This is a genomic window from Sporosarcina sp. FSL W7-1349 (genome assembly GCF_038003045.1).
Taxonomy (GTDB): Bacteria; Bacillota; Bacilli; order Bacillales_A; family Planococcaceae; genus Sporosarcina.
The window spans coordinates 179545-192473 of the sequence record NZ_JBBOOK010000002.1 but is presented as its reverse complement, the minus strand read 5'-3'; the positions used below and the strand labels follow the sequence as shown (position 1 = coordinate 192473).

The window sequence follows — 12929 nt, the reverse complement described above, 5'->3', positions numbered from 1 at the left end:
ATGCAACAGGAAGAAAAATTATGGACAAAGGATTTCATATCCATTTCAATCGTAAATTTCGTTCTTATGCTTTCGATGTATCTATTATTGGTGACGATGGCGACGTATGCCACTGGACAATACGGGGCCAGCGCAAGCACGGCCGGCTTGGTCGCCAGTATTTTCATCCTCGGCTCTTTGGTAGGTCGGTTGTACGGCGGCAGCCGGATTGCCAAAGTGGGAAATAAAAAAATGTTGATTTCCGGGAGCGTATTTTTTGTTATCATTACGCTCTTTTATTTTATTCCCGGAAACTTATATTTCTTGATTGCCGTCCGCTTTTTGCATGGGATTGGTGTCGGGTTGGCGACTACAGCCACGGGAACGATCGTGGCCCAAGTGATCCCGCCAAGCCGGCGCGGGGAAGGAATTGGTTATTTCAGCTTGAGTGCCGTATTATCAACGGCAGTCGGGCCGTTGATCGGACTCATGCTCATCGATAAATTTGGCTATACGAGTATCTTCATTTTTTCGCTTGTAATGGGGATTGTCAGTTTGCTTATCGCCTTGCCTGTCCGGTCGCCGAAATTTGAATACAAGCCGCAAACTGAAAAAGGTTTTACGTTGAAGAACTTTTTCGAACCGTCCGCTTTGCCTATCTCTATCGTCATGTTGGTCGCGGCTCTCGCTTACTCTGGCATTCTTTCATTTGTCACCGCTTATGCGCATGACCGAAACTTGGTGACGGCTGGAAGTTTTTATTTTTTGGTCTATGCCATCATCATTTCGCTGTCCCGTCCGTTTACGGGAAAACTAATGGATATCAAGGGCGGAAACAGTGTGGCGTATCCTGCGCTAGTTTTATTTGCACTCGGTATGTGGGTGTTGAGTCAAGCCGACACAACCTTTATGTTCCTACTCGCTGCCGCCATTATCGGATTGGGGTACGGAAATTTTCAATCGTGCACGCAAGCGCTCGCTATTAAAGTTACCCCGCCGCACCGAATGGGGCTGGCAAACTCGACCTATTTCATTTGTCTGGATCTTGGGTTGGGCTTGGGTCCATTCTTGTTGGGGTATTTGGTGCCCGCTTTCGGTTACAGCGGCTTGTATTTGACGTTAGTCGGCGTTATTGTCGTGGGGATTTTGGTGTATTATTTGCTGCATGGCAGAAGGGATCAAGAGATTCATCGCTCGGTTGAATCGGCCAGGTGAAATTGTTGAAAATAAAATTAGCGGCGGCATAACTTAATTGAATCGGAGGCATTGCCATGTATGATCCAACCATATTCGAGAATTTGAAAGTGGCGTTTGAAAATCATGTATATGATCTTGATAATTTGGAACGCAAGATAACAATTACAAACCGAGTGGATCGAATGGATTTTGCCATTCTGGCTCGGGAGTTTGCCATTCAATTCACACTTATTGATTCACAGGAAGTGACGGCGGAAATTGGGTTACAGGCTTCCTTGCAAGACTTGGCCGGAGAAATACTAGAAGTGCCCGGGGAAAATATAGGCTGTTCCTTATCTTTAGGCTTTACCAAACATGTCGATGATCCAGCCAGTCAGTGCAAGCAAATCGAGCAAGCACTGCACGCGATTTGGGAAAATGAGATTCAAGTTACACAAACGCTAAGCCACGTCTATCCACCCGAAGCGCCGGGCTACCTGAACACCATTGAAGTGAAATTCAACCTGAAAATCAATGAAGAGCATATGGGAGAGATTGCGGATTTTCTTCACCATGTGCTGCGAACAGTGGATGTACTATCGGCGATCAGATCGATTGGGTGACAGGCACCCAAACAATCGTGTTTGTTTGAAAAAACGTGAATGTATGCACAATTGTGGTTGCTTAGAGTGCGAGAAAAAGCCATGTGAATCTAGTCGGCGCGCGGCTGGCCATGGCTTTTTTTTATGCAGGCATCCTTTTCAAAAAAGATAAACACTGTATATACATCTTTGCGGTATCAAGTTTATTTAAACAGGATGGCAGGCATTTTTCCCCGGCTGCAATCATACGATTCGGTGGGAGGCTAGTTAATGGTGGTGTGAAATCCTAATATTAACAATTCATTGAAGATGAAGTATACTGAATAGACTATGAACTTAGGAGGATGGTTTTGGCTAAATCAAGGAAAATCAGTACTTTACTCACCTGCTCTGCTTTATCATTTGGACTGTTCGCATCCGCGGCACAAGCATCGACCTATATGGACGAGCAATCTACCAAAGTGCCAATTGAAGTCGCTTCCACGGAAGTTGATTTCAGCAAAAATGATTTGATTCAGAAATTTCGTGACTTGTTTCCCAATCAGTTCGATTTCCTATCAAGCAATGACTTTCAGATGAGCGGCGGTCATATGTATCCCGACGATGAAAAAATTCGGTATCATCTCTATTTTTCGAAGGCAGTCAATGGGAAGCAATTGCACGGAAGTGTTGGGTTCGTTGGGGATGATTTGGAAATTGAACATTTCTCTTTCCAACCTCTGAACGAAGCGGATGCTTTATTTCCCGCAAAGGTATCAAAAGAAGAAGCAAGGAAAATAGCAATTGAATTCATGAGTCACATTCCGACTGAAGAGGCATACCAATTAGAAACGGATATTCAACAGTATTACCCACACCGAATACTGACGGAGCCTATTCGCTATTCGTTTATGTTTACACGGACGAAACATCAAGTGCCGATTGCAGACCAGAAAATGCAAGTCACAGTTCTCGGAAATGGGGACGTAGTAGAGTTTTATAAGAACCCGGTTCACAAAGGGGCGGCCACTTTTGAGGATGTCGCAAAAGTGAAAGACGAGAAGGAAATTTTACAGAAAATCAAAGACAATCTCTCCGTCGATTTGTATTATTCCATCAATATGGATTATCAGAAGGGAAAACGCACGATTGAGCTCGTCTATCAACCTAGGACAAGTAACGTTCACGCTCTGACAGGTCAATGGCAAAGGGCAAACAGCTACTCAACAGAGCCTCCGAAGAAAACGAAAATAGAAAAGATTGTGGCAGAGCCGCTACCGCCAAAACAAGAGGGCATCACAAAAGAAGAAGCACGTAAACTGGCGGAACAGCTTTTGGAAAGTAAATCCGATGATGTCAAATTGACAATCCAATCGGTTGAAGAAATGAAAAATCATAATGGACAAGAAGTGTTCAGTATTCACTACATGTATCAAGTTGCAAATGGCGGGTATGGAACCACTCTGGAAATAAATAAACATACGGGCGAAATCATTCAATATGCCGATATGTCGTACCAAATGTTGGAACAGGCTGGCAAGGAAGCGCCGAAAGGGAAGCCGGTTTCCGAGAAGGAAGCCCTTGCGTCTGCCATCCAACATTTGAAAGAGTGGGCTCCGTCCTATTTGCATCATTATGCTTATCCTTTGGATGAAGCCCATGTGGATGAGCAATCGGGTGTGTATTATTTTTCATTCCCAAGAGTGGTCAATGGGATTCCAGTAATAGGGGATCAGATTAGTGTAAGTATCAATCCGGATAGCTCTTTAAACAGTTTTTACGTTCAATATCAAGAGGAGGCTCAATGGCCAGTCGCCAATGAAATTATCTCTGAAGAAGAAGCAAGGGCCATCTATGAAAAAGCACTAAGCGCTCAGCTGAATTATACGAAAAAAGCAGAGGCGCAACACTATGACCTCATCTATGTTCCTGTATTCAACGGACAGTCCTTCAGTACACTAGACGCCAAAACGGGAAAATGGAATAGCTTGACGGGTGAGGAAAACACTATTGTCGTCACGCATCCTTGGGCGGAAAAGGAATTGAATTATTTACTGAACGCCAAAATTCTCGATGTGAAAGATGGAGAAACCTTTAACGGCGATGCCCTTGCTACGAAGGGGGAAGCCTTGAAGGTGATCGTGAATTCGCTGACGTATTTCTATGCGGACTGGTATGGTGAACGGGAGGATCGAAGCCAGACGTTTGATAATATAAATCCGGATCATCCGTACTATCAAGTCGTTGAACATGCGGTAGGAATGGGCGTCATTAAGCAAGATACGAGTTTCGATGTGGATGCGCCAATCACGCGGGAAGAACTGGCAGTTTGGTATATTCGCATACTTGGACTCGAACAGGCAGCTAAACATAGCGACATCTACAAACTCGACCTCCAAGATGCTGATCAAGTTCAGGCGGGGAACAGAGGATATGTCGCCTTGGCAAACTCCATCGGCTTGCTGCCGGCTGAAAAAGGTCACTTCAACCCGGATCAAGAAGTGACATACGCAGAGTTGGCCGTCTCTATCATCCGGCTCGCCCACGAAATGTCGGAAAGGTGACAGGCACCCGAACAATCGTGTTAGTTTAAATAATCGTGTAAGTTCAAACAAACGTGAAAGTTTCTACTTTCACGTTTGTTTTGGTGCCTGGCACTGGGAGGGAAATCCGGATATAATAGTAGCATTCTGAATGAAGGAAAAGGTGTAGAGCGTATGGGTTTATTGACTGTCAAAAATTTAAGTCACGGTTTCGGGGATCGGGCGATTTTCGAGGATGTGTCTTTTCGTCTATTGCAAGGAGAACGGATCGGATTGATCGGAGCGAATGGGGAAGGAAAATCGACGTTCATGAATATTATCACCCGCAAGCTGGAGCCGGACGCGGGAACGGTTACTTGGGCGAAACGGGTGCGGGTCGGTTATTTGGACCAGCATGTCGTGTTGAAACAAGGGATGAGCATTCGGGATGTTTTGCGGACCGCTTTCCAATATTTATACGACTTGGAGGCGGAGATGAACATGCTCTTTGCCAAAATGGCAGAGGTCGAGGCGGACGAACTCGAGGCGCTCTTGGAAGAAACCGGCCAGATGCAGGATGAACTGACGAATCGGGATTTTTATATTATTGATTCCAAGGTCGATGAAGTGGCGAACGGGCTCGGGCTGGATGAATTCGGTCTCGACCGGGATGTCCATGATTTGAGTGGAGGGCAACGGACGAAGGTGTTACTCGGCAAACTATTGCTGGAGAAACCGGATATCCTCCTTCTCGATGAGCCGACCAACTATTTGGACGTCGAGCATATCGAGTGGCTGCGGAATTACTTGCAGAACTACGACAATGCGTTCATCCTGATTTCTCACGATATTCCATTCCTGAATAGTGTCGTGCAATTGATTTATCATATGGAAAATCAGCAGATCACCCGCTATCCTGGCGATTATGATGAATTTCTACGCGTCTACGAAATGAAGAAGCAACAGCTGGAGGCGGCTTACAAGAAGCAGCAAAAGGAGATTGCCCATCTGAAAGACTTCGTTGCCCGCAATAAAGCCAATGCGGCGACGAGCCGGATGGCGATGTCACGGCAAAAGAAGTTGGATAAGATGGATGTTATCGAGTTGGATGCGGAAAAGCCGAAGCCGCATTTCGATTTCAAACTGGCCCGCACGCCGGGACGATTCTTGTTCCAAACGGAGAACCTGATCATCGGCTATGATGAGCCATTATCGAAAGAATTGAATTTGACGATGGAGCGGGGCCAGAAAATCGCATTGGCCGGTGCAAACGGCATCGGGAAAACGACGTTGCTTCGAAGCATCCTGGGTGAAATCCCCTCCCTAGCCGGTTCCGTCGAACTCGGGGACCATTTGGAAATCGGCTATTTCGAACAGGAAATGAAGACGGAAAACACCCGCACTTGCCTCGAAGAGATCTGGGAGGAGTTCCCTCATTTCACGCAATATGAAGTGCGTGCGGCGTTGGCCCGCTGCGGTTTGACGACGAAGCATATCGAAAGTAAAGTGAAAGTGTTGAGCGGCGGCGAACGGGCAAAAGTACGCCTCTGCAAATTGATCAATCGTGAAACGAATTTACTCGTCCTCGACGAACCGACGAACCATTTGGACCAAGATGCGAAAAATGAATTGAAACGGGCGTTGAAAGAGTATAAAGGCAGCGTCCTCCTCATATCACATGAACCCGATTTTTATGAAGGGCTTGTCACAGATGTATGGAACGGCGAAACCTGGACGACGAAAGTCTTCTAAAGGTGTCACCGCTACAAATTAAGCGCAATTCCGAATTATTTCCAAATGACATGGTGACTGTCACCAGGTTGTTCCTGTTTTGATTCAGAAGAAATGGGAATAATATGAGAAATGGACAGGAGGAGTGCGAAACGATGAGCAAAAGTTATGCTGGCGACAAAGACGGACCGAATAAAAATTCACAAGACGCGGCAAGCATCGCAAATGAAGCTGCTCGAAAAGCGGAGCAGCAAGTGGAAGACATCAAGAGAGAAGCCGCCGACGAAATGAAAAAACAACAAGGCCAATAAATACGGGAAAACACCGGAGGAACCCAAGTGAATTGGGGCCACCGGTGTTTTTTGACTTTCCAACATACCCCTTCGTTCCACCAAGTTCCCACAGCATAGGAACTTGGTCTCTGTTATTCTTGAAGAAATAATTTGAATTTTTCTCTCCGACCACCTCAAAATGAAAAGTCCTCATTTCCTTCCATTTTTTGAACGAAACACTTGAGGATTCTGAGGCTCCTTTTGATGAGTGGTAAGGTCATACCCTCGAAATGGTGCCGGATCAGGCTGTAGGGGAATTTTTAATAGGGACAAGCCGAAGTGACAATCATTATTACTACCATCTTTCCGAGTGTCGACAGCCATAAGATGCTTCAACTATTTGAATGGGTGAAGCATCTTTTTATTTTAGGTTGATTATCTATACCTGAACGGATGTTAATTTTCTCCTGGATCCTTTTGATAAAAATAATTCGGCGTGAAGATGTCATTGTTATAAGGTTTATGAAAAATATGAGTCGTAGCAGGGGAGAGTGGCGGAATGAGCCATGTCCAATTCCCTGTGACAGCTCTACCACATTCTCGTTCTCTTTTTTCAAAGCTTTGAAATTGCTTCGCAGCGGTATGATGGTCAACAAGCGTGACCCCCGCTTTTTGATAGGAATGCAGAACTGCAATGTTTAATTCAACCAACGCCTTATCTTTCCACAGCGAACGATTGGACCTCGTATCTAATCCCATAAGCTCTGCAACTTTTGGGAGTAAGTTGTAGCGATCTGGATCCGCCAAGTTTCTCGCCCCAATTTCAGTCCCCATATACCATCCATTAAATGGAGCCATTGGATACTCAATACCGCCGATGTCCAAGCGCATATCTGAAATGACAGGAACCGCATACCATTTCACACTGAGATGGCCCAACCCCTCTAGTTCTGGATGAGTAATCGGTACTTCTTTGACGATTTCTTTTGGCAGTTCAAATAGTTTAGGCGTTTTTCCATGTTCTTGAATTACTAAAGGAAGAATGTCATATGGTGTTTTTTCACCTTGCCATCCAAGTTGCTCACACATTTTTGTTAGTTGGATGGAGGTTGAATCACCAATTACGTTATTCCCGTCTTCATATCCGGCATACCGAATTAATTGATGGTTCCAAATCCGGATTGGATCGATTTCCTCTTTCCTTGGAGCAAAGACCGTAATGGTCGAGCGAATATCCCCTTCGTTTGTTGCAAACTGTATATGATTCACCATTTTTTCAAAAGCATCCTCAGCCGTTTCGACATCCCGTTCATCAAACACATGCAACGTATCCCAAAGTAGACGTCCAATGCAGCGGTTGCTATTGCGCCAAGCCATTTTGGCCCCGTGCTCCACTTCAAAACGCTTGTGGGTATAAGTCCCGATTGTTGAAATTTCCTCTTGTATTTCTTCAACCCGTTTCAGTTGTAACTCTGTAGACAATTCAAGTTCATTGTAACAGGTATGAATAAATTGGGTGGCCTCCTTCAATAGGGCATTATTTTTAATACATAGCAACATAAATGATCCCTCCATACGTTGAGTGTAACATTGTTACTTGTAAATTAATGGAGTAAATTAGCCAATTTATTGAACTTTCATGTACCTGTCTTTAATGGGAGGCTGGAATAAAAAACCGCAGGATGCGGAAGGTTCCCCCTCCATTGCACGAAGTTCCCACAGCCCAGCATCTCGGACTCTGCTATCCTTGAAGAAATAGATTTAAAATTTTTCCCACCGACCCCCTCAAAATGAAAAGCCCTCACGAATAACTGGTTGTCCACATAGGACCAGAATAAAAATGAGGTGATCGATTCATGCAAAAGAAGTGGAAGAAAACAGGAGCAGCAATTTTGATCGCAGGACTAACTGTAACGGGGACAGGCTATGCGTTAGCGAATGAAAAATCGGACGAGCCGATTGATTTGAGTCAACTTAACCCGGAACCACAGGCAGTTGTTATAGAATTGCCACCCATTACAGTTGGAACTTCTGATGAAGAAGTTGTATTAGATGAAGAGGAAACAAATGGTGGGGAAACAGTGGTAGATGAAGAAACTGATGGTGAGGAAACGGATAAAGAAGAAGGTAAAGAGGATGAGGTCACAGATGACACAAGTGATCTGCCGAAAATTCCTGAAGGCTACACGGCCGGCAATTTGACCGCCCTTGCTAAAGCATATGAAAATGTACAAAACCCAACTGCAAAGGAATCCATTAAACGAAATATGGAACGCTCCATCGCGAAATGGGAAAGCAAGCAGCCGGCAACAGAAACTCCAGAGCAAACTGAACCGGAAGAAACGGAACAACCTAAAACGGAAACTCCCGAACAACCAGTAGTGAAAGAGCCGGCGAAGGAAGAAAAGCCAGCAAAAGCAAACCCGGTTAAATCTCCACAAGCAGAATTGAATGCAAAACATAAAGAAGAAAAAGAAGTATTGAAAGCAGCTCAAAAAGCGGAGCGCGAAGCTTTGAAAGCAGAACGCAAAGCAGAGAAAGAAAAGCAGAAACAAGGGAAAAAAGAGAAGAAAGATTAATGGATGGTGTCAAACTAAGACACTAGTCTTTTCATTACCCATTGCTCCCATTAACAATCACAAGCAATTGGATCTGATGGGAACGGAGGATACCTATGCTTTTGTCTACCATACTAGGAATATTCAATAAGAAGTCTGATACAGCATTGAATGAGCTTGTATTGAAGGCAAAAAGCGGCGATGGGAAGGTGATGGACGACCTTCTCATCGCATTTACTCCGTTCATGAAGAAAACCGCTTCTTTTGTGTGCAAACGGTTCATTGACGAGCATGATGATGAGTTTAGTATTGCGATGAACGGTTTCCATGAAGCCATCGTGGCGTTTGATCCAAATCGTGACGCATCGTTGACGACATTTTCCCATTTGATCATAAAGAGGCGCCTGGTCGACCATATTCGTAAAGAGACGGCCAGGAACGAAACAGTCCAGTTATTGAAAGAGGAAGATTCCAATCAAAGGCAATACGTGTTCGAACAAACTTCTATCGACTTCCATTCCAAAGAACAGCAAGACTTGGAGCGCCAAGAAGAACTGCTGGAATACGCCAAGTTGCTGTCGGAGTATGACTTATCATTCGATGAACTGACAAACTGTTCCCCGAAACATGCAAAATCTAGGAAGATCGCATTTCAGATTGCCCAAATCATTGCGGAAACTCCTGATTTATATATATATGTAACCGAAAATAAAAAGCTGCCCATTAAAGAATTGGAAGAGATCGTTGAAGTTTCCAGGAAAACGATTGAACGACATAGAAAATATATTATCGCTGTATCGTTATTGCTCCAGAGCCAATTCGTTTACATAAAAGAATATATCAAAGGGGAACTCCGATGATGCGCATACACAGAGGCATTGTTTGCGAAAAGAATAGTAAATATACCGTGTTTCTGACGAATCAAGGTGATTTTTTACGTGGCATCCCCATCGGAGCTATGCCAGAGATTGGGGAAGAAGCTGAGTTTCACCTTATTTCCACAGGAACTTCTTCCTTACAAAAAGGAAAGCTGCGATTTATTGGGGCCGCTCTGGTCGCTGCTTTGTTCTTCTTGTTCATCGTAGCCTCTATGATTTCTCCAAATGATGAAGTGATGGCGTATGTCCAATTGGAAACGGATACTGCATTGGAGCTCGGTGTGAATGGAGAGGGCGAGGTTATATCCTTACGTTATTTGGATGAAACATCGGATACTTTGGCAAAATGGGGAAAAAAGTCTCCTCCTATCCGTGAAGTATTGGATCGGCTTGCCAAGGAAGTTTCGCCGAAGCTGGATGAAAAGCAAATTATCGCGACTACAATTCTTGTAAATCAGCAAAATGGACATCAAGCGAACGAGATCATTGGAAGTGCCCTCCACGACATGCAAAACATCCATAAAGACTTGAAATGGGAAGTCGTGGAAAGCACTGTGGAAGAAAGGGACCGCGCTAATCAAAAGCAAATGTCCATCCAAAAATACAAGCAAACTGAACAAGCTCCGCCTCTGAAGGAAAAGAAATCATCCAAGGAGATGGGACCTCCCGAGAAGTCAGGATTGGTGCCACACCAACAGCAAACAGAGTCACCTAATCCGGAAAATGATTCAACTGTACCAAAGAACGGAAAATTCCACGGCAAAGAAAAACAACAGAAGCCCATTGAACGGATAGAAAATAATTCAGAGAAAGCTGTAACAATACCAAAAAGTTCTGGGAATTCGGGGGAGGGGGAAAAAGGAATACAACCTCCGACGACGAAAGAAAAGCCCAGGAATCCTGCATCAGAGAAAAAGAATGAAGGAAAAAAGAGGCCAAACCCGGCTTCTGAAATGAAAAAGGAGAGCAAAAGCTTTTCCAATCCCCAAAAAGAAAAACCAAATACCCCGGCCACGAGCAAACATCAGGGAAACAGCGGCAGCTGACAAAAACCGAAGGAGAGTCACTCTTCCAAGCGGTATTCCTGACTAGTTTCTCATATTAAAAATTCTAGAGATATCAGCTTCCCATGAGTGTTCTACACTTCTGGGGAGCTTTTTTAAATGGCAGTTCCTTACGTATGAAGTGCTTGTCCGAAGGGGCAACCTGTAAATGCATAAATGTATGGCCGCAGGCAGGGTGATTAGAAATTTAGCAAAGAGGAGGAATTGGAGTGGCATTAAATCTTACCCAAAAACTGATCCAATCCCATTTAGTCTCCGGCGAAATGGTGCCGGGGGAAGAGATTGGCCTGAAAATCGATCAAACGCTCACTCAAGATGCAACAGGCACGATGGTCATGTTGGAATTGGAAGCAATGGGGGTCAAGCGGGCACAGACAGAAGCTTCCGCGCAATATGTCGATCACAACATCATCCAAGTGGATAATAAAAATGCAGATGACCACCTATTCTTACAAAGCGCCACCCGCCGTTTCGGCCTTTATTATAGCCAGCCAGGGAATGGTGTCAGCCACCCGGTTCATATGCAGCGCTTGGCCAAGCCGGGTAAAACATTATTGGGCTCGGACAGTCATACATGTGCCAACGGATGCATGGGCATGTTGGCGATGGGCGCGGGCGGCTTGGATGTTGCTTTGGCAATCGCAGGGGAACCGATTTTCATTAATATGCCGAAAGTGTGGGGAGTGAAGTTGATCGGGAAATTGCCGGACTGGGTCAGTGCCAAAGATATCATTCTGGAGTTGCTGAGAAGATTTGAGGTCAAAGGCGGTGTCGGAAAAATTATCGAATACTACGGCCCTGGGCTGGAAACGCTCAGTGCGATGGATCGTCATGTCATCGCGAACATGGGGGCAGAATTAGGGGCGACGACATCTGTTTTTCCGTCAGATGAAACGGTCCGGGAATTTTTGAAGCAGCAAGGGCGGGAGGAAGACTGGGTTGAACTTACTGCTGACGAGGGGGCCGCATATGACTTATATGAGGAAATCAATTTATCCGAGTTGGAGCCGTTAATTGCCAAACCGTCTAGCCCCGGGAATGTTGTTCCGGTGGCAGAGGTGGCGGGCACGGAGATCTATCAATCCTATGTAGGCTCTTCTGCAAATCCGGGATACCGGGACTTCGCCATTGCGGCAAAGATTGTAGAGGGAAAAAGGATTCCATCCGGAGTTTCGTTCGACATCAATCCAACCTCCAGGCAATTGCTTACGGATTTGGTGAAAGAAAGCCATGTGGCAAGCCTATTGGAAGCAGGAGCCCGTTTACATCAAGCGGGTTGTAACGGTTGCATTGGCATGGGGCAAGCGCCCGCCACCGGTCGGAATAGTTTGCGGACGACCCCACGGAACTTTCCGGGACGTTCGGGAACGCGGGAGGATTCTGTTTTTTTATGCAGCCCCGAGACGGCTGCGGCATCAGCTCTAACAGGAAAGATCACGGATCCACGAACATTGGACATGCCGTATCCGAAAGTGGCAGATCCGGAACATCCGACCATTGATACAAAATTGCTAGTCGAACCGTTGCCTTTGGAAGAAGCGCAAAAAGTGGAGCTGCATAAAGGGCCGAATATCTCACTAATTCCCGAATTGGACGAGTTGCACGATTCGATGGAACTGCCAATTCTGTTGAAGATGGGCGATAATATTTCAACAGATGAGATTTTGGCGGGAGGAGCGAGAGTTCTTCCCTATCGAAGTAACTTGCCTGAAATTAGTAAATTTTCATTTGAAATTATTGACAGGACATACTATACCCGAGCCCAAGAGAGTAAAATGACAGGCCATGCCCTTGTAGCCGGTTCAAACTATGGACAAGGCTCAAGCCGGGAGCATGCCGCCCTGGCGCCAAGATACCTTGGATTGCGCGTCGCCTTGGTCAAGGACTTTGCGAGAATACACTGGCAGAACTTGGTGAACTTCGGCGTACTGCCGTTGACTTTCATTGATCCGCTGGACTATGACCTGTTGGAAATGGGGGATGTATTGGTATTCTCCAATCTGCGTCAGACGATTCAGTCGGTCAATGAATTCCCAATCGCTATCAAGGACAAGGATAAGCAATTGTTGGTACAGCACGCACTATCCAAACGGCAGATTGAGGTCATGTTAAAAGGCGGCATGATTAATTGGGCTAAAGAAAGGCAAAGACTATTGCACAGCTAACGA

At 45.4% G+C, this 12929-nt stretch carries 10 protein-coding genes; 9 read left to right on the top strand and 1 reads right to left on the bottom strand.

Annotation, left to right across the window (positions count from 1 at the left end; all coding sequences use genetic code 11):
• From MKY41_RS14850 to MKY41_RS14830, 5 genes are all read left to right on the top strand, one after another.
• Complete coding sequence (locus MKY41_RS14850; protein ID WP_340745861.1) at window positions 1–1194, top strand: MFS transporter; 1194 nt, start codon at window positions 1–3, stop codon at window positions 1192–1194.
• 56 nt (window positions 1195–1250) lie between these two features.
• Entirely contained in the window at window positions 1251–1778 is a 528-nt protein-coding gene (locus MKY41_RS14845; protein ID WP_340745860.1) for a hypothetical protein, read from the top strand.
• 329 nt (window positions 1779–2107) lie between these two features.
• Window positions 2108–4300: a YcdB/YcdC domain-containing protein gene (locus MKY41_RS14840; RefSeq protein WP_340745859.1), complete on the top strand. Its 2193-nt coding sequence runs from the start codon at window positions 2108–2110 to the stop codon at window positions 4298–4300.
• A gap of 153 nt (window positions 4301–4453) precedes the next feature.
• Window positions 4454–6010 carry an ABC-F family ATP-binding cassette domain-containing protein gene (locus MKY41_RS14835; protein ID WP_340745858.1) on the top strand — a complete coding sequence of 519 codons (1557 nt, stop codon included), beginning with the start codon at window positions 4454–4456 and terminating at the stop codon, window positions 6008–6010.
• 134 nt (window positions 6011–6144) lie between these two features.
• Complete coding sequence (locus tag MKY41_RS14830) at window positions 6145–6300, top strand: hypothetical protein (protein WP_340745857.1); 156 nt, start codon at window positions 6145–6147, stop codon at window positions 6298–6300.
• Between the two features lie 417 nt (window positions 6301–6717).
• Here the strand turns inward: MKY41_RS14830 and MKY41_RS14825 are convergent, their stop codons facing one another.
• Entirely contained in the window at window positions 6718–7821 is a 1104-nt protein-coding gene (locus MKY41_RS14825) for a nitric oxide synthase oxygenase (protein WP_340745856.1), read from the bottom strand.
• Window positions 7822–8117: 296 nt separating this feature from the next.
• On the opposite strand from MKY41_RS14825, the gene MKY41_RS14820 reads away from it, so the two are divergent.
• The 4 genes from MKY41_RS14820 (at window position 8118) to MKY41_RS14805 (ending at window position 12926) form a co-directional block, all read left to right on the top strand.
• Window positions 8118–8840: a hypothetical protein gene (locus tag MKY41_RS14820; RefSeq protein WP_340745855.1), complete on the top strand. Its 723-nt coding sequence runs from the start codon at window positions 8118–8120 to the stop codon at window positions 8838–8840.
• A 95-nt stretch (window positions 8841–8935) separates the two neighbouring features.
• Window positions 8936–9679, top strand: a complete 744-nt coding sequence (gene sigI, locus MKY41_RS14815; protein ID WP_340745854.1) for an RNA polymerase sigma-I factor — start codon at window positions 8936–8938, stop codon at window positions 9677–9679.
• Complete coding sequence (locus MKY41_RS14810; RefSeq protein WP_340745853.1) at window positions 9679–10743, top strand: anti-sigma factor domain-containing protein; 1065 nt, start codon at window positions 9679–9681, stop codon at window positions 10741–10743. Before sigI ends, MKY41_RS14810 begins: the two co-directional genes overlap by 1 nt.
• A 227-nt stretch (window positions 10744–10970) precedes the next feature.
• The gene (locus MKY41_RS14805; protein ID WP_340745852.1) at window positions 10971–12926 is read left to right on the top strand and encodes an aconitate hydratase; all 1956 of its coding nucleotides are present in this window, start codon (window positions 10971–10973) and stop codon (window positions 12924–12926) included.
• Window positions 12927–12929: the final 3 nt, after the last annotated feature.

Bases quoted from the DNA above. Each gene is read 5' to 3' on its own strand.
- MKY41_RS14850 (WP_340745861.1), top strand. From the start codon at position 1: ATGCAACAGGAAGAAAAATTATGGACAAAGGATTTCATATCCATTTCA.
- MKY41_RS14845 (WP_340745860.1), top strand. From the start codon at position 1,251: ATGTATGATCCAACCATATTCGAGAATTTGAAAGTGGCGTTTGAAAAT.
- MKY41_RS14835 (WP_340745858.1), top strand. From the start codon at position 4,454: ATGGGTTTATTGACTGTCAAAAATTTAAGTCACGGTTTCGGGGATCGG.
- MKY41_RS14830 (WP_340745857.1), top strand. From the start codon at position 6,145: ATGAGCAAAAGTTATGCTGGCGACAAAGACGGACCGAATAAAAATTCA.
- MKY41_RS14825 (WP_340745856.1), bottom strand. From the start codon at position 7,821: ATGTTGCTATGTATTAAAAATAATGCCCTATTGAAGGAGGCCACCCAA.
- MKY41_RS14820 (WP_340745855.1), top strand. From the start codon at position 8,118: ATGCAAAAGAAGTGGAAGAAAACAGGAGCAGCAATTTTGATCGCAGGA.
- sigI (WP_340745854.1), top strand. From the start codon at position 8,936: ATGCTTTTGTCTACCATACTAGGAATATTCAATAAGAAGTCTGATACA.
- MKY41_RS14810 (WP_340745853.1), top strand. From the start codon at position 9,679: ATGCGCATACACAGAGGCATTGTTTGCGAAAAGAATAGTAAATATACC.